This window comes from Cupriavidus sp. Agwp_2, from assembly GCF_040784895.1.
GTDB lineage: Bacteria > Pseudomonadota > Gammaproteobacteria > Burkholderiales > Burkholderiaceae > Cupriavidus.
On the sequence record NZ_CP088084.1, the window covers coordinates 2,106,266 to 2,125,495 of the forward strand.

The 19,230-nt window shown below is 63.5% G+C and carries 20 protein-coding genes; 12 read left to right on the forward strand and 8 right to left on the reverse strand.

What is annotated here, in order from left to right:
• The first annotated feature begins 39 nt into the window (after positions 1 to 39).
• The 3 genes from LPA45_RS27255 to LPA45_RS27265 all read left to right on the forward strand — a co-directional run bounded on the left by LPA45_RS27255 (position 40) and on the right by LPA45_RS27265 (position 3,039).
• Positions 40 to 1,098, forward strand: a complete 1,059-nt coding sequence (locus LPA45_RS27255) for a tripartite tricarboxylate transporter substrate binding protein (RefSeq protein WP_317922867.1) — start codon at positions 40 to 42, stop codon at positions 1,096 to 1,098.
• A gap of 66 nt (positions 1,099 to 1,164) precedes the next feature.
• Positions 1,165 to 2,217 carry an Ldh family oxidoreductase gene (locus tag LPA45_RS27260; RefSeq protein WP_317922866.1) on the forward strand — a complete coding sequence of 351 codons (1,053 nt, stop codon included), beginning with the start codon at positions 1,165 to 1,167 and terminating at the stop codon, positions 2,215 to 2,217.
• A gap of 69 nt (positions 2,218 to 2,286) precedes the next feature.
• Complete coding sequence (locus LPA45_RS27265) at positions 2,287 to 3,039, forward strand: ABC transporter substrate-binding protein (protein ID WP_317922865.1); 753 nt, start codon at positions 2,287 to 2,289, stop codon at positions 3,037 to 3,039.
• A gap of 12 nt (positions 3,040 to 3,051) precedes the next feature.
• Here LPA45_RS27265 and LPA45_RS27270 read toward each other — a convergent pair whose 3' ends face one another.
• Positions 3,052 to 3,897: a cytochrome c gene (locus LPA45_RS27270; RefSeq protein ID WP_317922921.1), complete on the reverse strand. Its 846-nt coding sequence runs from the start codon at positions 3,895 to 3,897 to the stop codon at positions 3,052 to 3,054.
• Between the two features lie 124 nt (positions 3,898 to 4,021).
• Positions 4,022 to 4,936, reverse strand: coding sequence for a sterol desaturase family protein (locus tag LPA45_RS27275; RefSeq protein WP_317922864.1), 915 nt, complete (start codon positions 4,934 to 4,936; stop codon positions 4,022 to 4,024).
• Between the two features lie 262 nt (positions 4,937 to 5,198).
• Between LPA45_RS27275 and LPA45_RS27280 the strand changes: the two genes are divergently transcribed.
• Together LPA45_RS27280 and LPA45_RS27285 are read left to right on the forward strand one after the other, a co-directional pair.
• A complete protein-coding gene (locus LPA45_RS27280) occupies positions 5,199 to 5,501 on the forward strand; it encodes a hypothetical protein (RefSeq protein WP_116318993.1) in 303 nt (100 codons plus the stop codon).
• Positions 5,502 to 5,613: 112 nt separating this feature from the next.
• The gene (locus tag LPA45_RS27285) at positions 5,614 to 5,904 is read left to right on the forward strand and encodes an EF-hand domain-containing protein (RefSeq protein WP_116318992.1); all 291 of its coding nucleotides are present in this window, start codon (positions 5,614 to 5,616) and stop codon (positions 5,902 to 5,904) included.
• Between the two features lie 108 nt (positions 5,905 to 6,012).
• On the opposite strand, the gene LPA45_RS27290 is transcribed toward LPA45_RS27285, so the two are convergent.
• Together LPA45_RS27290 and LPA45_RS27295 are read right to left on the reverse strand one after the other, a co-directional pair.
• Positions 6,013 to 6,264 carry a DUF1488 domain-containing protein gene (locus tag LPA45_RS27290; RefSeq protein WP_116319304.1) on the reverse strand — a complete coding sequence of 84 codons (252 nt, stop codon included), beginning with the start codon at positions 6,262 to 6,264 and terminating at the stop codon, positions 6,013 to 6,015.
• Between the two features lie 57 nt (positions 6,265 to 6,321).
• Positions 6,322 to 6,639 (reverse strand): hypothetical protein, encoded by a 318-nt coding sequence (locus LPA45_RS27295; RefSeq protein ID WP_116318991.1) that lies wholly within the window; start codon positions 6,637 to 6,639, stop codon positions 6,322 to 6,324.
• A 507-nt stretch (positions 6,640 to 7,146) separates the two neighbouring features.
• On the opposite strand from LPA45_RS27295, the gene LPA45_RS27300 reads away from it, so the two are divergent.
• On the forward strand, positions 7,147 to 8,211 hold the full coding sequence (locus LPA45_RS27300) for a VWA domain-containing protein (RefSeq protein WP_317922863.1): 1,065 nt from the start codon (positions 7,147 to 7,149) through the stop codon (positions 8,209 to 8,211).
• A 185-nt stretch (positions 8,212 to 8,396) separates the two neighbouring features.
• Positions 8,397 to 8,996: a 2-hydroxychromene-2-carboxylate isomerase gene (locus LPA45_RS27305; protein WP_317922862.1), complete on the forward strand. Its 600-nt coding sequence runs from the start codon at positions 8,397 to 8,399 to the stop codon at positions 8,994 to 8,996.
• Between the two features lie 201 nt (positions 8,997 to 9,197).
• Here LPA45_RS27305 and LPA45_RS27310 read toward each other — a convergent pair whose 3' ends face one another.
• The gene (locus LPA45_RS27310) at positions 9,198 to 10,433 is read right to left on the reverse strand and encodes a CaiB/BaiF CoA-transferase family protein (protein ID WP_317922861.1); all 1,236 of its coding nucleotides are present in this window, start codon (positions 10,431 to 10,433) and stop codon (positions 9,198 to 9,200) included.
• A gap of 100 nt (positions 10,434 to 10,533) precedes the next feature.
• Entirely contained in the window at positions 10,534 to 11,484 is a 951-nt protein-coding gene (locus LPA45_RS27315) for a LysR substrate-binding domain-containing protein (protein WP_317922860.1), read from the reverse strand.
• A 134-nt stretch (positions 11,485 to 11,618) separates the two neighbouring features.
• Between LPA45_RS27315 and LPA45_RS27320 the strand changes: the two genes are divergently transcribed.
• The 5 genes from LPA45_RS27320 (at position 11,619) to LPA45_RS27340 (ending at position 16,340) form a co-directional block, all read left to right on the forward strand.
• Complete coding sequence (locus tag LPA45_RS27320; protein WP_317922859.1) at positions 11,619 to 12,320, forward strand: glutathione S-transferase N-terminal domain-containing protein; 702 nt, start codon at positions 11,619 to 11,621, stop codon at positions 12,318 to 12,320.
• 9 nt (positions 12,321 to 12,329) lie between these two features.
• On the forward strand, positions 12,330 to 13,616 hold the full coding sequence (locus LPA45_RS27325) for a CaiB/BaiF CoA-transferase family protein (protein WP_317922858.1): 1,287 nt from the start codon (positions 12,330 to 12,332) through the stop codon (positions 13,614 to 13,616).
• A gap of 5 nt (positions 13,617 to 13,621) precedes the next feature.
• The gene (gorA, locus tag LPA45_RS27330) at positions 13,622 to 14,974 is read left to right on the forward strand and encodes a glutathione-disulfide reductase (protein WP_317922857.1); all 1,353 of its coding nucleotides are present in this window, start codon (positions 13,622 to 13,624) and stop codon (positions 14,972 to 14,974) included.
• Positions 14,975 to 15,040: 66 nt separating this feature from the next.
• The gene (locus tag LPA45_RS27335; RefSeq protein WP_317922856.1) at positions 15,041 to 16,006 is read left to right on the forward strand and encodes a tripartite tricarboxylate transporter substrate-binding protein; all 966 of its coding nucleotides are present in this window, start codon (positions 15,041 to 15,043) and stop codon (positions 16,004 to 16,006) included.
• A 28-nt stretch (positions 16,007 to 16,034) separates the two neighbouring features.
• A complete protein-coding gene (locus tag LPA45_RS27340; RefSeq protein WP_317922855.1) occupies positions 16,035 to 16,340 on the forward strand; it encodes a hypothetical protein in 306 nt (101 codons plus the stop codon).
• A 196-nt stretch (positions 16,341 to 16,536) separates the two neighbouring features.
• Here the strand turns inward: LPA45_RS27340 and LPA45_RS27345 are convergent, their stop codons facing one another.
• On the reverse strand, positions 16,537 to 17,916 hold the full coding sequence (locus LPA45_RS27345; RefSeq protein ID WP_317922854.1) for an MFS transporter: 1,380 nt from the start codon (positions 17,914 to 17,916) through the stop codon (positions 16,537 to 16,539).
• A 37-nt stretch (positions 17,917 to 17,953) separates the two neighbouring features.
• Positions 17,954 to 19,210 carry an NAD(P)/FAD-dependent oxidoreductase gene (locus LPA45_RS27350; protein ID WP_317922853.1) on the reverse strand — a complete coding sequence of 419 codons (1,257 nt, stop codon included), beginning with the start codon at positions 19,208 to 19,210 and terminating at the stop codon, positions 17,954 to 17,956.
• Between the last annotated feature and the right edge of the window lie 20 nt (positions 19,211 to 19,230).

The following is a 19,230-nucleotide window of genomic DNA, read 5'->3' on the forward strand; positions in this document are numbered from 1 at the left end:
CCTGGCTTGATCACGAAATCCATCTCTATAGAAGAGCATATGAATCTTGAAGAACCCGATACGATCACAGCACCTGGGCGTGCACTTTCACGTTCCCCGGCACGTCGTGAACGGCCAGGCCATGGACTGATGCTGGCGCTCTGCGTCGCGACGGCCTGCATGGGAATGCCGATGCCTGCGCAGGCGCAGGCTCAGGCGTGGACGCCAGCCAAGCCCATACGGCTGATCGTGCCTTATGGGCCGGGAGGTAGTTCCGATGTTATCGCGCGCGCCATCGCGGCGGAAATGTCCAGGGGCCTGGGGCAGCAGGTGATCGTGGATAACAAGGGCGGTGGCCAGGGCATTGTCGCCATGCAGGACGCAGCGCGTGCGGCGCCGGATGGCTACACCATGGTGCTGGGACACGTCGGCACGCTGGCGGTCAATCCGGCCATGTTGCCCCGATTGCCCTACGATCCCGGAAAGGACTATGCGCCCGTGACCCTGTTGGCCAAGGTGCCAATGGTCTTTGCGGTTGGCCCGAGCGTGAATGCCAGGTCATTGCCTGCTTTTGTTTCACTGGCAAAGGCAAAGCCAGGCAAATTGACTTATGGCTCGGCCGGTAACGGCAGCGCCGGTCACCTGGCCTTCGAGATGCTGAAAGTCACGGTGCACGCCGATCTTCTTCATGTCCCTTACAAGGGGACCGGTGCGCAAATGACGGATCTGCTGGCCGGCAATATCGACGCTGCCGCAGCAGGGCTTCCCGGATTTCTTCCTCACGTGAAAGCCGGCCGGCTACGCATCCTGGCGGTGGGCGCTGCCCAGCGCCTTCCCACGATCCCCGATGTTCCGACCGTGGCGGAGCAGGGCTATCCGGGCTTCGAGAGTTCGCAGTGGTTTGGCCTGCTGGTCCCGGCCAAAACGCCAACCGTGGTGGTCGAGCGCTTGCATGCGGAAGCCGTGAAGGCGCTGAACAGTCCCGCGGTACGCCATCGCCTGGCCGAGGATTCCAGCGCACCGATGGGGCAAGGCCCTGAGGACTTTGCTCGGTTTATCCAGGCCGAGCGGAATCGCTGGGGTGCCGTGGTTCGCAGCGCCAATGTCAGGGCCGACTAGACCTCCGGCACCAGTTTCTCCCTGTTTCCACCATCTTTCGCTGTACCAGCACAATTGGGTAATTCTATGAATGTACATACTGACAGCCGCGCAACCTTGCCGGAAGCTGCGCTTCGCGCCCTGGGCAGCCAGGCGTTCCAGGGCCTGGGGCTGACCGCCGCCGATGCGGATGAAGTTGTCGATCTTCTGGTGATGGCCGACCTTTTCGGACTTTCCACCCACGGCCTGAGCCGGATCGAGTCTTACGGCAAGCGACTGGAAGTCGGCGGCATTGCCGCCCGGCCGGCGATCAAGGTCGAACGGGTTGCCAGCGCGCTCGTGCGGGTAGACGGGGGCAATGGCGTGGGCCCATTGGTCGGAATGAAGGGGCTGAGGGCCGCCATGGAAGTGGCCGGGGAGTGCGGTATCGGGATGGCGCTGGTGCGAGGCAGCAACCATTTCGGCCCCGTATCGCCCTACTGCCATATCGCGGCAGAGGCGGGCTTCGCCAGCATGATCGGCAGCAATGCCACGACGACCATCGCGCCCTGGGGTGGCAGTGACGCTCGCCTTGGCAACAGTCCGCTTGGCTTTGGTGTGCCGGGTCACAACGGCGCCCACTTCATGCTCGACATGGCAATGAGCGTGGTCGCACGTGCCAAGATCCGCAATGCGCTCAAGGCGGGGTCGGCCATCCCGGATACATGGGCCACGGATAAGCAAGGCCGCAAGACCACGGACCCGGCCGCCGCGCTGGACGGTTTCCTGCTGCCAATCGGTGGGCACAAGGGCTACGGCCTGGCGCTGGTGGTGGACTTGTTCGCCGGCCTGCTGTCCGACGCGGCCTACCTGACACACGTGAAATCCTGGGTCGACGCACCGGACGAGCCGCAGAACCTGGGGCACTTCTTTATCCTGATCGACACCCGCCGGCTGGGATCCGCAAAATGGCTCGCCGACCGCATGAAGGACTTCGCGGCCATCCTGCACGGCTGTCCCGCTGCGGAGGAAGGCAAGCCCGTGATCGTTCCCGGCGAGATCGAGTTGTCTAACATGGCGCGCCTGCGCGAACAGGGCATTACGATCGACGCATCCGTCCTGTCACTCCTGAAGCATCACGCCGGCAAACTTGCGGCTTGAGCGAACCTGCGCGCGGCACGGACAAGCAGGGTGCTGCCGCGCTGTTCCCCGGACGAACATCCAATCACCATGACCTCTTCGAATTCCATTGCCGCGGCCAGCCCTCACGTTGTTGCCGAGTTGGCGCCCAAGGGCGTGCTGCGGGCGTCGATCAACGTTGGCAATCCTATCCTCGCCAACCTGGGCGCCGACGGGCAACCTTTTGGCGTCTCGATTGACCTGGCACGCGAGTTCGCGCGTCGGCTGGGGCTGGCGTTGGAACTGATCGTTTTCGATGCCGCCGGCAAGTCCGTCGAAGCGGTGACGAACGAGCAGGCGGACTTCGGCTTCTTCGCCATCGATCCCTTGCGAGGCGCCGGTATTGCCTTCACCGCGCCCTACGTGCTCATCGAAGGGTCATACCTTGTGCGCGAACACTCTGCGATCCAGGCCAACGACGAAGTCGACCAGCCAGGCCGGCGCGTCACGGTGGGCAAGGGAAGTGCCTATGACCTGTTCCTGACGAGGGAACTCAGGCACGCCGAGATCGTACGCGCTGCCACGTCTCCCACGGTAGTGGATGTGTTTATCGAGCAGGGACTGGACGTCGCGGCCGGCGTCAGGCAACAGCTGGAGGCTGACGCGGAACGCGTGCGTGGCCTGAGGCTGCTGCCCGGACGGTTCATGGTCATCGCGCAGGCCATGGGATTGCCCAAGGCGCGCAGCCATGCTGCCGTCGCCGTGCTGGCCCGGTTTGTCGAGGACATGAAGGCCAGCGGCTTTGTTGCCTCGTCCCTGCGGCGGCATGGCATTCAGGGCGCGTCGGTGGCCCCCGCGCAGTAGGAACGCGCCGACTCAGGATCCCTTGCGCCCGGCCATATGATGCAGGTACGCCAGCAGGTCCTTCAGGTCAGCATCGGATAGCGTCTTTTCGCCGATTGCCGGCATGCGCGCGCCGGGCCACCAGCGCAGTGACTGCGGGTCGCGGATAAGCCTGGCCAGCTTGTCGTCGCCCATGTACTCCACCGCGCTGTACGGTACGTTGAGATCCGGGCCAAGGTGAGCATCGCCAACCTTGTTCAGCGAGTGGCAGGAGAAGCAGACGCGCTGGAACGTCGCGAAGCCGCGCATGACGGGGCCATCGGCTGGCTGGTCGGAGGCGGGCCGGATGGCCGCAAAGCGCTCCGCGGGCGATGCGGTGATATCGATGCGTACGATGTTGTAGGTCCAATGACTCTCGTTGACCACGGACGCGGCGCGCCCCGATGGCAGCGTCCAGATCAGGCGAAACGGCCCGATACCCTGGCCCTTGAGCTTCGGCCACGGCTTCGCGGGATTCTCTACCGCCAGCCAGGCCCGCGGCGCGTCGGCGCTATCGGCAAGCAGCATCCGGAGCGGCAGGTGAGAGACATAGCCATCGCTGGCCGCTGTCGTCGCGGTCGCGCCGGCTTCCGCGGGCATGCCGCGCAGCAGGGAGGCGACCGGAATCGCCCTGAACGTCAGCCTTCGTTTCAGGTTGTCGTCGTCGACCGTCACGTCGGTCAGCCGACGGTCATTTAGCAGCGCATCGACTGTCCAGCTGCGTTGTTGCGTACCGGCCGAAATGACCAGCGTAGCCGGTTCGGCGCCGCTCGCCGGACCCGCAAGAAATGCCATGGCACAACCAAGCGCTCCAACTGACTTTGCAATCCAGGCCTTCATGGGGGTCTCTCCGGAAGCGGGTAACGTGTCGAAGTTCGGGTACAAAATACGGGCCGAGGGCTCAGTGTAATAAAAAAAGCGGGCAGCCTGCGCTGCCCGCTTCTTCTCATTCCGCCCTGCCTGTCTACCTCGCGCTGACCGCCACAGCACGCTCCATTGCTTGCTGCTGCCGCAGGGCTTCCGTCGTCTGGCCCTTGCCATCCGGTGCCCAGCCCGGAGGCATCAGCAGGTAACCGATCGCATTCAGCAGGCTGCCAGCGTTGATCATGTCCTTGCCCAGGCCGATCCAGTGTTCGAACTGGTTGACGAACGGGTTTTGCGTGGTGGTCGGGTGGACCAGGCCGTAGCGGCACGGTTCGTCTTCACGCTCTTCCACGTAGGTGCCGAACAGGCGGTCGAAGATGATCAGCACGCCGCCGTAGTTGGCGTCCAGGTAATCCACGTTCGAGGCATGGTGCACGCGGTGCGCCGACGGGGTGTTGAACACTTTCTCGAACCAGCCGAGCTTGGGGATCCAGGTGGTGTGCAGCCAGAACTGGTACAGCAGGTTCAGGCTCAGCGTAGCCAGCACGACTTCCGGACGAACACCCAGGAAGACCAGCGGGGCGAAGAACATCGAGGCGCCGACGATCTTGCCGGTCCAGCCGAGGCGATAGGCGGTGCCCAGCGTCAGTTCGTTCGGCGAGTGGTGCACCGCGTGCGTTGCCCAGAAGAAGCGGATACGGTGCGAGGCGCGGTGGTACCAGTAGTAGCAGAACTCTTGTCCGAGGAAGAGCAGCAGCACGGCCAGCGCGCTGTTGATCTCGACCGTGAAGATGCGGTGCTGCCAGGCAAACGCGAAGATCGGCGTGGCCAGCGACAGCGGCAGCAGTGCCATCAGCTTGCGCCCGACCATGTCGGCCAGCGACAGCCCCATTTCATGCCAGGGGTAGGTCTTGCCTTGCTGGCGGGCCTTGCGTGCCAGGAAGAAGGCCTCGACCAGTGAGATCGCCACGACGAAGACCGTGGCGAAGAGGGTGATCTTGTGGAGGTTGTGCATGATCGTCCAGTGTGGTGAGAGGTGCCGCCTTGCTTTGCGTGCTTGTCGGAGCTGGCATTGCTGCGTCGGTGAGGCAAATGTAGTGGCCGATCGCGGCCAGCGCCATGTGGGAAATATGTCGCCACATGTCATGCCTCGCGAGGCCGCGGCCGTGTAATACCGCGACATGTTTTCCACGTCGAAATTCGCGTGCCTCGCACCTATAGTTCGGTCCGTTGCCGCGCTGCACCGGCCGGCTGAAACCGAAACTGAAGGACCTGTGATGACCTCGAGCTTCTCCCGCCTCTCCAGCTTCCCCCGCTTCCCCCGCGTCCTTGGCGCAGCCGCCGGTACGTTGATCCTGCTGGCAAGCACCCAGGCCTTTGCCTCGACCGTGGTGGTCGCGCCGGCTACCGTGTATGTCCGTCCGTCGGCGGTGGTGGTCGCGCCGCCGCCCAAGGTGGTCGTCAAGCCCGCGCCGAAGGTGGTCGTGGCCTCGGCGCCGCTGCCGACGGTGGTCGTGAGGGCCGCGCCGCTGCCGCGTACCGTCTACGTCGCATCTCGCCCTGTCTACTTTGTGCGGTGATATTGCCAAACCACTGCACGGGTGCCGTATGCGTATCCGTGCACCTTATTCTTGGATCGGCAGCCGATCTGAATTCACAACGCCGGCAGGGGCCGGCAAACGGAGAAACATCATGAAGAAGATGATTGCAGTGCTCGCCATGTGCCTGGCTTCCGCTGGTGCATTCGCGCAAAGCGTAGAAATGCCTGCTGCAGCCAACCCGCGCATGGAGCGTGCGATGCAGCAACTGCAAAGCCGCTTTGCCAGCGCAAACACCACGCACGACGGCAAGCTGACGCGCGAGCAGGCGGCCGCCGGCATGCCGATGGTTGCGAAGCATTTTGACCAGATCGACGCGCAGCGAAGTGGCTACGTGACGATGCCGCAGATCGAGGCTTTTATGGGGCAGATGATGTCGCGCTGAGCCACGCTGGCGGATCTGCCAGCTAGCCGTGCAGGCTGGCAGATCCAATTGGCCGCGCGTACCGGCAGATCCAGGATCCGATCGAGCGGTCTGGAATGGCGGCCAGCCTTAGTGCAGCGTGTAGATAGTCTGCTGCCCCTCGGCATAGAGGGCCATGGCGATCTTCAGGATCTCGTTGCGATGCCGGTCGAAGGAGGCCAGTGCCCCGGCTTCGTCAGAACCGAGGGTGGAGTCGAAATTCTTCAGTACGCGGTCTTCCACAAGAAAGGTAATCTCGCGTGCGTTGTCATAACCCCAGAACCACACGCCATGCCTGGCCTCGTCATAGCTGCGGCTGGGGTTGGGGAAACTAAGTGCCATGTTGTCGTCCTGCGTTCTGCGGGTTGCTACGCTCACTACCAGCGCGAAGCGCTCCCGCTAGTGCGTATCTCCTTTCATGCTCTCGGCTTCCATCGCGGCATGTAATTCCTCATACGCCTCGATTGGCTCCATGTCCTGGTCCACGAACGCTGCAGCGCGCTCGGCGGCGGCCAATGCGTCCCGCGGGATGTCGCTCTGGATGTCGTCCTCTGCACTCGGTGGCAGCAGCATGTCCTCAAGCATCCCGCGCAACTCAGGCGTATTCCATGGCTTGCCCAGCCTGGCCTTCCTGTTCAGGTAGTGACGAATTTCCGAGTCTTGCTCGGCGGTGAGTGGAAGCCCGCGAAAGGTGGGGTCCGTGTTGTGGTGGATCATGATGCGCCTCCCGAAGCGGTCTGCGCTTTCAATGAGAGATTCCCTGCGTGCGATGCGTGCGATGCGTGCGATGCGTGCGATCACTATGCCGCGTGTCGGCGGCCAACCGATTCATGACTTCTTCTTGGCCGCACCTTCGTTCCCAACCCTCGAGTGAACCGTGCTGAACGGGGTTGCCGGGACCGATGGCTTCTTGGGCTGCTTAGGCTTTTTCGCTTCGCGGGTGCTGCGTAGTTGACTCTTGGCCATGGCTTGCTCCTGGTGGGTTGTTTGCCAAGGTGGCAATCCCAGCATACGCGCTCAGCAGCCCTAGCAACATGACTTTCATGACGTTCGCATGAAAAAGGCCCTCTGGCAGCGAGCCCGGTGCCACCCGCAATACGTGAGGAATGTGTGGCGTTGCGGCAAATGGCTCGGCGGTCGTCACCAACACCCACTTGCGCTGTCTCGTCCGCCGGCGAAACTACACTAGAGCCATCGTCCTACCCACGCGCCAAGGAGCAGGGCATGCAGTTTCTCTGGCCGCAAATGCTCTGGCTGTTGCTCTTGCTCCCCCTGCTGGCAGCCGCTTACCTGTACCTGATTGCGCGGCGCAAGAAAATTGCGCTGTTGTATGCCAGTCTTGCGCTGCCACGCGCCGCGCTGGGTCGTTACCAACGACTGCGGCGTCACATTCCGCCGCTGCTCTTCCTGCTCGCGCTGGGCGCAGCCCTGCTGGCCTGCGCCCGTCCCGCCGCGACCATCACGCTGCCGTCCGACACCATCACCCTGGTGCTGGCCATGGATACCTCCCGCAGCATGGAGGCGACCGACGTCGCGCCCACCCGGATCAGCGCCGCCCAGCAGGCAGCGCGGGATCTCATCGTCGGGCTGCCGGCCAGCGTGCGCCTGGGCATTGTCTCTTTTGCCGCCACGGCAACCGTGGTGCTGCCCCCCACCGACAACCGGGCGGACATGCTCGACGCGATCGATCGCTTCCAGCTCCAGCGCGGGACGGCGACAGGCAGCGGACTGATCCAGGCGCTGGCGGTGTTGTTCCCCGACGATGGCATCGATCTGGAAGCGATCCTCTTCAGCGGCGAGTCGCTCGCACCCGGGCCGGGCGGCAGATCGCTGACAGAAGCCGCCGCGGCGGACGCGGTCCGCAAGCGCGACCGGGAGCGGCCGGCGGCGTTGCCCGGCTCTTACCGGCACGGTGCGGTGATCCTGCTCAGCGATGGTCGCCGCACCACCGGCCCGGACCCTCTGGACGCCGCGCGCATGGCTGCCCAGCGCGGCTTGCGCGTCTATACCGTGGGCTTCGGTACGGCGCAGGACGCGGGATTGTCAGCGTCGAGCCTGTCTCACCACATGCAGCTGGATGAACCCACCTTGCGCGCGGTCGCGACTCTCACTGACGGCGAGTACTTCCAGGCTGGCTCGGCCGCGGACCTGACGCGGGTGTACCGCCAGCTGAGCGCCCGTTTCGCGCTCGAGCGCAGGGAAGTCGAGATCAGTGCCTTGCTGGCGGCGGCCTCGGTCCTGCTGCTGGTGGTGGCGTGCGGGCTGTCGATGCTGTGGTTCCGTCGGTGAACTGAAGCGCCGGCGCCCGGTTCGGCACTCGCTGCGCGGCGACTGCCCGTTCAGCGCGCCCTTGGCACCGGCTTGCCATGGGCGCGCGCCAATAGTTTTCCGATATACCCGAATCGCCATTCCATATTAGTCAGGCAACCGTCGCATCCATAGACTGAACACTGTTTCATTCAACAGGAGTCGAAATGGACAAGAAACGAGTTGACCTGTACTGGGATGTCGGCAGCACGAACACCTACTTCGCCATCAAGCTGATCAAGCCGATCCTTGAGCGCCATCACGCAGAACTCGTCCTGCATCCCTACAACCTGGGGTACGTCTTCCGCAACAGCGACTACGAGCTGATGAAGGAGCCGAAGGCGAAGCTCCGCTACCGCAAGCGCGACCTGATGCGCTGGGCGGAAAAGTACAATCTTCCGTTCCAGATCCCCAGGCAGTTTCCGATCAAGTCGAGCAGGGTTCTGCGCGGCTCGCTTGCGATGCGGCGCAAAGGCCTGGAGCTGGAGTTCGTCGAACGCGTGATGGAAGCGTACTGGGAGCGTGGCGATGCCGGCATCGTCGAGTATGCCGGCCTGCGGCCGATCGTGGAATCTCTCGGCGTGGACTTCGCCTGGTTCGAAGGGGTTGCCGCCAGCGAGGAAATCGGTGCCGAGCTCGCGCAAAGCACGGACGCGGCCGTCGAGCGTGGCGTCTTTGGCGTACCCATGATGTTCGTCGGAGACGAGATGTTCTGGGGGAAGGATCGTCTGGACTTCATGGAAGACGAACTTGCGCGCGTTGCGTAGGCCAGCGGTACACAGCCTGCACAGCCTGCTCCGGCGGTTAGGCTCCTACCGTCGGGCAGGCAATATTTTTTTTTTAGTCTCGGTCCTGTCGCCGTGGCGGTACAGGGCTCTGGTGAAGAACCGGACCATCACATTGCGGGCGTTGCGCCTGCGCAGCGCGGCAGAAGCAGGACGACGCCTGAAGACGCCGTCGTATCGAAATCAGATAATCCTGCGTTCCCGCAGCCATTCAAATTCGGCGGCATCCACGCCGGCCATCTCTCGCAGAACTTCTTCGGTGTGCGCTCCCGGTACGGGAGCAGGCGTGCCATAGCCGACCTCCGCATTGCCAAATCGCAACGGGAAAGACGCAGCCTTTACATTCATCTTCGCCTCGGCAAGCGGGTTCCACAGCGACACGGCCATGTTGCGCGCGGCAATCTGCTCCCAGGCGAGCACATCGTCGATGGTGCGAACCGGGCTGCATGGAATCCTGGCGGACCGCATCCGTTGCTCGATCTCCGCCGTGGTCAGCGACAGCGTCCATGCCGACACGATTTGGTCAACCGCCGCATTGTTCGACAAGCGCCATGCGATGGACATGATGTCGGGGTCATCCTTGAGTTCGGAACGTCCCATCACGTCCAGCAGTGTGCGCCAGTCGTCGTTGCTGGCCGTGCCGAGCGTCACCCAGCCATCAGCGCTCTGGTACGCATTGAACGGAGAGAACCGCATGATCCGGTTGCCCTGCTGGAACGACAGCCCCAGTTCGCGATAGCAATCCAGCGGCTCGTCGAGGATCAGGGACAGCAGGCAGTCGGCCATGGACACATCCACCGACTGTCCCTGGCCGGTGCGCTGCCGATAGTTCAAGGCAGCCACGATTCCGAATGCCGCGAACAGTCCCGCAATGGCATCCGAGAGCGGGGAGCCGGCCTTCGTGGGACCCGCATCCGGCTGGCCCGTGATGCTCATCAAGCCAACGGCCGCCTGCACCATGAGGTCATAGGCCTTGAGGTTCCTTGCGGGGCCGGTAGAGCCATAACCTGTCAGCGAGCAGTAGACCAGCGATGGATTGACTTCACGTAGCACGTCATAGCCGAGGCCGAGGCGGTCGGCGACTCCGGCGCTGAAGTTTTCCACCACGACGTCGGCACGCCTGACCATTCGCATGAAGAGTGCCTTGCCTTCCGCGCTCTTAAGGTTCAGGGTGGTCGATTTCTTTGAACGCGCCCGTTTCAGGTAGGCGATACCCATGTCCTGCTGGGAGCGTCGTTCGAAGGAAACGCCGTGCGGGCCGGCGAACGGCGGAGAGAAAGCGGTCGGATCCCCGACATCCGGATCGTCGATCTTGATGACTTCCGCCCCCAGTCCGGCCAGGAACAGGGTGCACTGAGGGCCGGAGAAGAACCGGGTAAGGTCAAGTATCTTGACGCCATCGAGAATCCGCTTGGTCATGGGTTGCCGTTTGCCTGTTTAGACGCACGGCCAGTCTAGCCATGCAACAGGACACCCGGCCAATAGGACTTCGTGGTAGCGGTATTGCGATTCCGTATGGCTAGTCGATCTTCGCGGCGCCGGGCCATGCGCCTTCGGCGACCAGCGCCAGCGCGGTCTCGCGAATCAGTTCCATGATCCGGCGCGCGGCGGAGCTCAGCGGCATGATGTCGAACGTGCAAAGTGAAAGCCGCCGTTGCAACGCAGCACCTGCGATCCGTTGTGCCGCAAGTCCTTCGGTGCCGCCCGGGATCGAAGGCGACAATATCGTCGAACCGACGCCACTTGCGACGACAGCACGAATCGTCGCAAGGGAATCCAGCTCCGCCAACACGATGGGCTTGTGGCCCGCGGCTTCGAAGGCCTCGTCGATAATCTGCCGCGTGATGTTGGCCTTGCCGGGAAGAATCAGTGGCAGCCGTGCCGCTTCCGCGATGGCGATCTCTTCGGGGGGCGGCTTGCCCGGCTGCAGGGGCGAAAGCAGAATCAGGCTCTCGGTCAGCAGCGGCGTTACCTCAAGATGGGCTCCCAGCCTGCTCTCGCGCACCGCGCCGGATCCGTCCACGCGCTCGAACAGCAGGCTCATTTCGATCCTCCCGTTCACCACCAGCTCCTGGAGGTGACCGCTGAGGCTCTCTGTAATCTGCAGCTGGATATCCGGGTACTGCCTGCCCGCAGCCGCAAGAAGCCGGGGCGCAAGTATCGTTGCCGCACTGGTTGGAAGCCCGACCGAAACAGTGCCTTGCGGATGCTCGCCGGCATGCTGGACGTCTTTCTTCATCAGCTCTGCCTGACGCAGCATCGCGCGCGCGTGGCGATAGAACACATCGCCTGCCTCGGTTGCAACGACGCCTCGCGCGCTCCTGGCCAGCAGCTTCACTTTCAGCTCGTCCTCGAGCTTCGCAATCTGCTGGCTGAGCGCGGGCTGGGCGGTGTACAGGTCTGCGGCCGCCCGCGACACACTTCCAAGCTCGACGATGCGTACGAAGTACTTCAGTTGTCGGAATTCCATGGCTAATGGTAAGGCGCGGCGGCTGGGGTGGGACAGCCATAAGTTTTCGACATGCCCCAAGCGGGACACGGTATTGGCGCGGCGGCCGTGACATTTCTAAGATGGCTCCACAAGCAACGAGCCACCTTACCGAGATGATCGACCTCTACTTCTGGAGCACCCCGAACGGCTACAAGGTCTCCATCCTCCTTGAAGAGCTGACGCTGCCCTACAACGTCATACCCGTCCATATTGGCAAGGGGCAGCAGTTTGCGCCGGAGTTTCTGGCCATCAGCCCAAACAACAAGATCCCCGCCATTATCGATCATGACGGCCCTGGCGGACAGGCCATCTCCATGTTCGAGTCGGGGGCCATCATGGTGTACCTAGCCGAGAAAGCCGGCTGCCGGTTCATGCCGCAGGACCCGCGAAAACGGTACGAGGTCCTGCAGTGGCTGATGTTCCAGATGGGCGGCGTCGGGCCGATGCTCGGGCAGGCACATCACTTCCGCAAATACGCGCCAGAGAAGATCGACTACGCAATCGACCGTTATACGAGGGAGGCGCGTCGCCTCTACACGGTCATTGACCGCCGTCTCGCAGATTCCGAATACCTGGCGGGCGATTACTCGATTGCCGACATGGCCACCTATCCGTGGCTGCGCGCCCACAAATGGCAGGGCCAGGACATCGCGGACTTTCCCCATCTCCAGCGCTGGTACTCGGCGGTGCGCGAACGTCCGGCGGTTCAACGTGGTGTTGGCGTACTGGCGGGGAAGGTGGACAAGACAGGCGCCAAGCCCAGCGGCGACCGGTGGGACAACCTGTTTGGCGAGAACCAGTTCTCCACGCGATAGGAGAGGCACATGCCGCAAATCAAAACACCGATGCTCACCGGATTCCGCGTGCTGGACATTACCCAGATCGTGGCAGGCCCGACCTGCACGCGCATCCTTGCCGAAATGGGCGCGGAGGTGGTCAAGCTCGAGCTTGCGCCGTTTGGCGATCGTACGCGCGTCGGCGGTCTGCGCAGTCAGAAGCCCGAACACAAGCGCTGCTCCCAAAGCACCTACTTTGTCCAGCATAACCACTCAAAGAAGAGCCTCGCGCTGAATCTGAAAAGCGAAAAGGCACGCGAGCTTGTTCTCAGGATGATCACGCAGTTCGACGTACTCGTCGAGAACTTCTCGCCGGGCGTGATGGACCGGTTCGGTCTCGGCTATGAGGTGCTGAAGACGATCAATCCGCGGCTTGTCATGTGCTCCATTTCCCTTGCCGGCCAGCAGGGCATCCTGGCGAACAAGCCGGGCTACGACTATGTTGCGCAGGCGTACGCCGGCGTGACCGACCTGATCGGCGAGGCTGCCGGCAATCCCGCACTGATCACCATGGCCATCGGCGACGCATCAACCGGCGTCGCCGCAGCGATGGCGGTCGGCTTCGCGCTGCTGCATCGGGAACGAACCGGGGAAGGGCAGTACATCGAAACATCACTGCTCGATACCTATTTCAATATGCATGAGGTCGCCATCCCGCGCCTGAGCCTTCGCAAAGGCTACGAACCGACGCGCACGGGATCGCAGCATCCCGACGGTGGCCCGACTGGCATCTTTCGTTGCGCAGACGGTACGTACCTCACGCTGGCCACGCTCCCGCACCAATGGGAGCAATTCGTGTCGGCGCTGGGGCGCGATGACCTGTTGACCGACCCCCGCTTTGCCACTGCGGCGCTGCGCCGTGACAACAACGCGCAACTGAAGGAGATCCTGGAGTCGTGGCTCGGTACGTTTCCGACCAGGGACGCGGCCATCAAGGCACTGGAGCGCGAACGGATCCCCTGCGCGCCAGTCCTCACCCTGCGCGAGGCCATGGAGCATCCCCACCTGCGGGAGCGCGGCGTTGTGCGCACGGTCAGTGATCCTTACGTCGGCGAGTTCCAGATCCCGGGGCCGCCGGCGAGATTTTCGGCCTGGAAGTATTCGTCTTCCCTGAAGGCGGACCTGCTCGGCGAACACAACGAACAGATCTTGCAGGAATTTGCGGGCCTCGGCGACGACGAGATCGACGCCCTGTATGCCGAAGGTGTGCTGGTTCGGGACAGGCTGCTCGAACCGGAGAGCGCGCCGACGGAAGACACCGCAATGGCACGGTGACCGCCGTGGACGACAACATGGATACCTTTGACCTGTTTGTCATAGGCGCTGGCTCCGGCGGAGTGAGAGCGGCACGTACTGCCGCCGCACTCGGCGCGCGGGTCGGGATCGCGGAACAATCGCGGGTAGGCGGCACCTGTGTGATTCGTGGCTGTGTGCCAAAGAAGCTTCTCGTCACGGCCAGTCGCTACCGGGCGGAAGCCATGGACGCGATCGGCTTCGGGTGGAACCTTGAGGCCAAGGGCCACGACTGGCGTGCGCTGCGCGACGGCATCTCGGAAGAAGTGCTCCGCCTCGAGCATTTGTACCGCAAGGGCCTGGATAGCAGCCAGGTCACGATCTTTGACGAGAGCGCGTCGGTCGAGGCCAGTGGCTGTGTGCGTCTTGCATCGGGCCAGCGGGTGTTCGCCAGGCACATCATTGTCGCAACCGGTGCAGCGCCTGCGCCCCTGAGCATGCAAGGGGCAGAGTATGCGATCACGTCGGACGAGGTTTTTGGACTGCCGCAACTGCCGCGCCGCGTGGCGATCATCGGTGGCGGCTATATCGCGCTCGAGTTCGCTGGCATCTTCAGGGGACTGGGTGCCGACGTGTCGGTGCTTCACCGAGGCCAGACGGTTCTCCGGGGATTCGATGCCGATGTGCAGGCCGGCGTCCTTGCCGCGTACCATGAGCAGGGCATCTCAATGCGATTGAATTGCCAGGTTCGCCGCATCGAAACCCTGACGGTGGGCTATCGCGTGACCGATCACGCAGGACAGTCTTTCGATTGCGACGTTGTCATGAACGCGACCGGCCGCTTGCCAAACACAGCTGCTGCGGGCGGCGTACTCGCGCTGCATCCGAACGGTGCCATCGCCGTGGATAGCCGCTACGCAACGTCGGTGGACGGTGTCTACGCCATTGGGGATGCGATCGGCCAGTTGAACCTTACGCCGGTCGCCATACGGCAAGGACAGTGGCTTGCACAGTCGCTGTTTGGGGCATCCCAGTCGGGTCCGCCGGACTTTGGTTTCACGCCGACGGCAGTCTTCTCCACGCCTGAGATTGCGAGTGTCGGGATGAGCGAGCAGCAGGCGCGCGCCGCGCATCCCGAAATCACTGTCTACCGCGCGAACTTCCGGCCAATGCGGGCGATGCTGGCCAGAAGCCCCGAGCGCGTCATGATGAAACTGGTCGTCGACAAGCGCAGTGACCGGGTCCTTGGCCTCCACATGCTGGGGCGCGATGCCGCGGAAATCGTGCAAATGGGGGCGATATCGCTGCAGCGAGGCATCACCAAGCGTGAGTTCGACCAGACCGTTGCATTGCATCCCAGCGTTGCGGAGGAGTTCGTCACCATGCGAAACCACGACTGAAGATCATGGTGGTGTGGGAGGCAGAGCAGTTGTCACAAAAGAAAACATGTCGTAAGGAGACAGGCCATGAGGTACGTTGCAGCACTCGCCATCGGATTGTTGGCATGCAGTTCTTCCTTTGGGCAAACCTTTCCAACCCGCCCGCTGACGTTGGTGGTTCCGTTCTCGCCAGGCGGGCCGACGGACGTCGTGGCGCGCCACCTGGGGGCCGCAATGGGCCGATCGCTGGGACAGTCCGTTGTCGTGGAGAACCGTGCCAGCACTGGCGGCATCGTCGGCTCGGAGGCGGTCGTGCGGGCCGAGCCCAATGGCTATACGCTGTTGATCCATAACATCGGCATGGCGACCCTGCCAGCGCTGACGAAATCGCTCCGGTTCGACCCGACCAGGGATTTCGAACATATCGGGCTCGTCGCCGACGTCCCGATGACGCTGGTTGCCCGTCCAGACCTGACACCGACCGGATTCAGCGAGTTGCGCGCCTACATCTCGGCCAACCAGCGGAAGATCAATCTCGCCAATGCGGGCATCGGTACGGCATCACATCTCTGCGGGCTGATGCTGATGAGCCAGCTGCATTCGGCGATGACAAGCGTTCCGTACAAGGGCGCGGCGCCGGCAATGGTCGACATCCAGGGTGGGCAGGTCGACCTTCTTTGCGATCAGGTAACCACCACGTTGCAACCCATCAATACCGGTCGAGTCAAGGCATATGGCAGCACGACGTCGCTGAGGCTGGCTGCATTGCCAAAGCTGCCCACCCTGCGGGAGCAGGGGCTGGGCGATTTCGAGGTCACGGTGTGGCATGGCATCTACGCCCCCAGGGGCACGCCGAAGCCGGTCGTTGCGAAGCTGGTCAAGGCGCTGCAGGACGCGGTCAGCGATCCCGCGTTCCGTGAGGGAATGCATAAGCTTGGCGCTGTACCGGTGTCGGCAGAGCGCGCCGCTCCGCAAGCGTTGTCCGCGCAGTTGCGGAACGAGATAGCGAGATGGACCCCGGTCATCAGGCAAGCCAACGCTTTCATCGACTAGTCCTTTGTGTAGGGGGGCGTGGAACAATATGTGCAACGACAAGATTCAAACGGAGCGAGATATGCCCGGACATGTCATACGTCGCATTGCGATGGAGGTTGCCGCTCGCATGCTGTTCAGGCAGGAGGCCGAGACCACCGCGATCTCCCTGGCAGTTGCCCATTATGTTTGGGACTTGCGGGCAGCACGTGAATGCCGAGGGACCCTCGTCGAGGTCGAGTCCACCTGGATTCCCGCTGGCAAGGAGCAGGAAGCAAGAGAGGCGTCGGAGGCAATCATGGATGCAGTGGGCCGGCACCTGCGCGACTACATGGCAGAGAACCTTGACCTTTGAGCAAGGCACGGTTGGCCGGCCCTGGACATTGCGGTGACGCTGGGCTGCGGCAAGGCTTCATTGACAGGGGCCGTGTGGGCGGTGCGCCATCGCTGCGCAAGAGCCGGGGGGTGGTCGACGGCGTTTCGCCTCTGCGCCAGCATCTGGAAATGGTCTCGGCCGCAACGGCTGACCGACGCACCCGCCCGGTTTGGTACTAGTTCCGGTCCGCGATGGAGAGGCTGACGGGTGACTCGTTTCTCTCGGCTCCGGCGTGGTCGTAGTGAACCGCCGATGCCGACCGCCCGTGATCGATCAGCAGGACTGCGACCATGCCAATCACGGCAGGCATGGCAATCGCAATGAAGTTCTGCTGCAGCGGCAGGTTCATGGCGACCAGTACGCCAATGACGATTGGCGCCAGGATCGCTCCACTGCGACCGATGCCCAGCGCCCAGCCGAGTCCGGTGGAACGGATCGCGGTCGGATAGAACTGCCCGGTGTAGGCATTCGCGACAATCTGGGTGCCGATCGTCGAGGCGCCGGCAAGGCCCACCACGAGATACTGCAGTTCGGCGGGCAGCCTGAACCCGAGGAGCGTGATCGAGATCGCGGCCAGCCCATACATCGCTGCAAGCACGTACTTGATGTGATACCGGTCGGCAAGCCATCCGCCGCCGACGGCGCCGATCATCGCGCCGATGTTCAGTACCAGCATGAACGTCAACGCGGAGCCCAGGCTGTACCCCGCGGCTGCCATCAGCTTGGTCAGCCATGAGCTCAGCGCGTACACCATGAACAGGCACATGAAGAATGCGATCCAGAACATGAGGGTGCTGAAGCCGCGGCCCTCATGGAACAGATGCCGGATCGGCGCGCTGTCGGCATTGTCCTGGGCCGCCACGGCGAATCCATCCGTCTTGGACCACCGGCGGGTCGGTGCGAGGCTGGCAACAATGCGCCGCAATGCTTCGTGGTCGCCCTTCTTCAGCAGGAAGGGCATCGATTCGGGCAGCGACCTGAGAATGACGGGAACGAGCAGGACGGGGAGGCCGGCGGCGAGGAAGACCGATTGCCAGCCGTACGTTTCGATCAGGCCCTTGCCGAGGATGGCCGCCAGCATCCCGCCGACGGCATAGCCGCTGAACATCAGGGTGACAAGCGTCGCCCGCATCCTTTTCGGTGCGTACTCCGTCATCTGCGCGACGACGTTGGGCATGACGCCGCCGATGCCGAGCCCGGCAAGGAAGCGTGCCACGCTGAACAGCACGGGGTCCCTGACCAGGCCGGCCGCAGCAGTGAAGACGCTGAACAGGATGACGCAGATCGCGATTGTCCAGCGCCGGCCGATCCTGTCTGCCAGGGTGCCGAGGAAGATCGCGCCGAACACCATGCCGAACAGGGCAGAGCTGACCATGAGCCCGGCTTGAGCCGGTGCCACGCCGAGGTCCTTCATGATCGAAGGCAGCGCGATGCCCACGACCGCCAGGTCGTATCCGTCAAAGATGATGATGAGCGCGCACCAGCACAGCACGCGCGCATGGAAGCGATTGAACGAGGCCTCGTCGGCCAGTTTGTGGACGTCGATTTGCGACATGGGGGCTTGTCTCCGGTGTTTTTTCTTATGTAGTGGGTTACTGCCTGGCCATGGGAACATTCGGGTCGGCTAGGCGGTCGGGATCGACCTGCCTGCGCTGCTCGATCAGGCGGCGTGCGAAGCGGAGGTCGCGCGCCGCATTGGCCCCGACCGCAGCCTGGACAACGTCGTCGCCATCGAGATGGAACAGCAAGAAGCTGTCTCCGGAGGGCGTGCCACGTGCCACCACGCGATGTGATGGCAGGGGAAAGCCGTAGATCTGCAGGTTCATGCCGTACTGGTCCGACCAGAACCACGGCAGGGGCGCATAGTCGACGGGGAGGCCGAGCGCCGCGCGCGCCGCGGCGATACCCTGTTCCTGGGCGTTCTGCCAGGATTCCAGCCGCAAGTGCCGGCCGGCCCATGGGTTCGGTGTCACTGCCACGTCTCCCGCGGCGAGGATATCGGGGTCGGAAGTGCGGCAGCTCTTGTCGACGATCACGCCGCCATCGCATTCCAGCCCGGCGTCACGCGCCAGCGCATCGTTGGGCACGAGACCCACACCCGCGACGATGGCGTGGCACGTCAGCGTGTTGCCATCGGCAAGCGTCACGACGGACAGGCCATCAGCGCCTTGCGCGATGCCGGTGATGTGGGCGCCGAGCATGACGCGGGTGCCGTGCGCACCATGCAGCCCGAGCAGGTGTCCGGAGATCTCCGGCGGCACGGTGCGCTCGCACAGGCGGCCTTGTGCTTCGACGACGGTTACCTCCGCCCCTTTCTGCCGCGCGGTGGCGGCGACTTCCAGCCCGATCCAGCCGCCGCCAATGACGACGATGCTGCGGCCCGGCCGAAGCTCGGGCGCCAGCGACAAGGCGTCGCCAATCGTGCGCAAGGTATAGCTCGGGGTCGTATCCGCGCCCGGGACAGCAAGCGCGCGCGCCTTGCCACCGGTACACAGGATCAGCTTGTCGTAGGACAGCAACTCTCCGTCGGACATCTCCAGGCACTTCGCGCCCCGGTCGATGCGGACCACCCGTGAGTCCACCCACCATTCCAGCCTCAGCGCTTCGAACGCCTCCGGCTTGAGCAGCCAGGTGCTGGCGGGTGCCGCCTCACCGGCAAGCACGGTCTTGGACAGCGATGGCCGCTCGTACGGTGGGTGGGTCTCGTCGCCGATTAGCACGAGCCGGCCGGTGAAACCCTCGCTGCGCAGCGTCTGGGCGGCCCAGCCGCCGGCCTGGCCCGCGCCGATGATGACGATGGCGGCGGCTGGCGAAATGGCAGTCGCGCCATGTGGTCGTTCGGAATTCATGTGCGTCCCTTGTGGTTGCG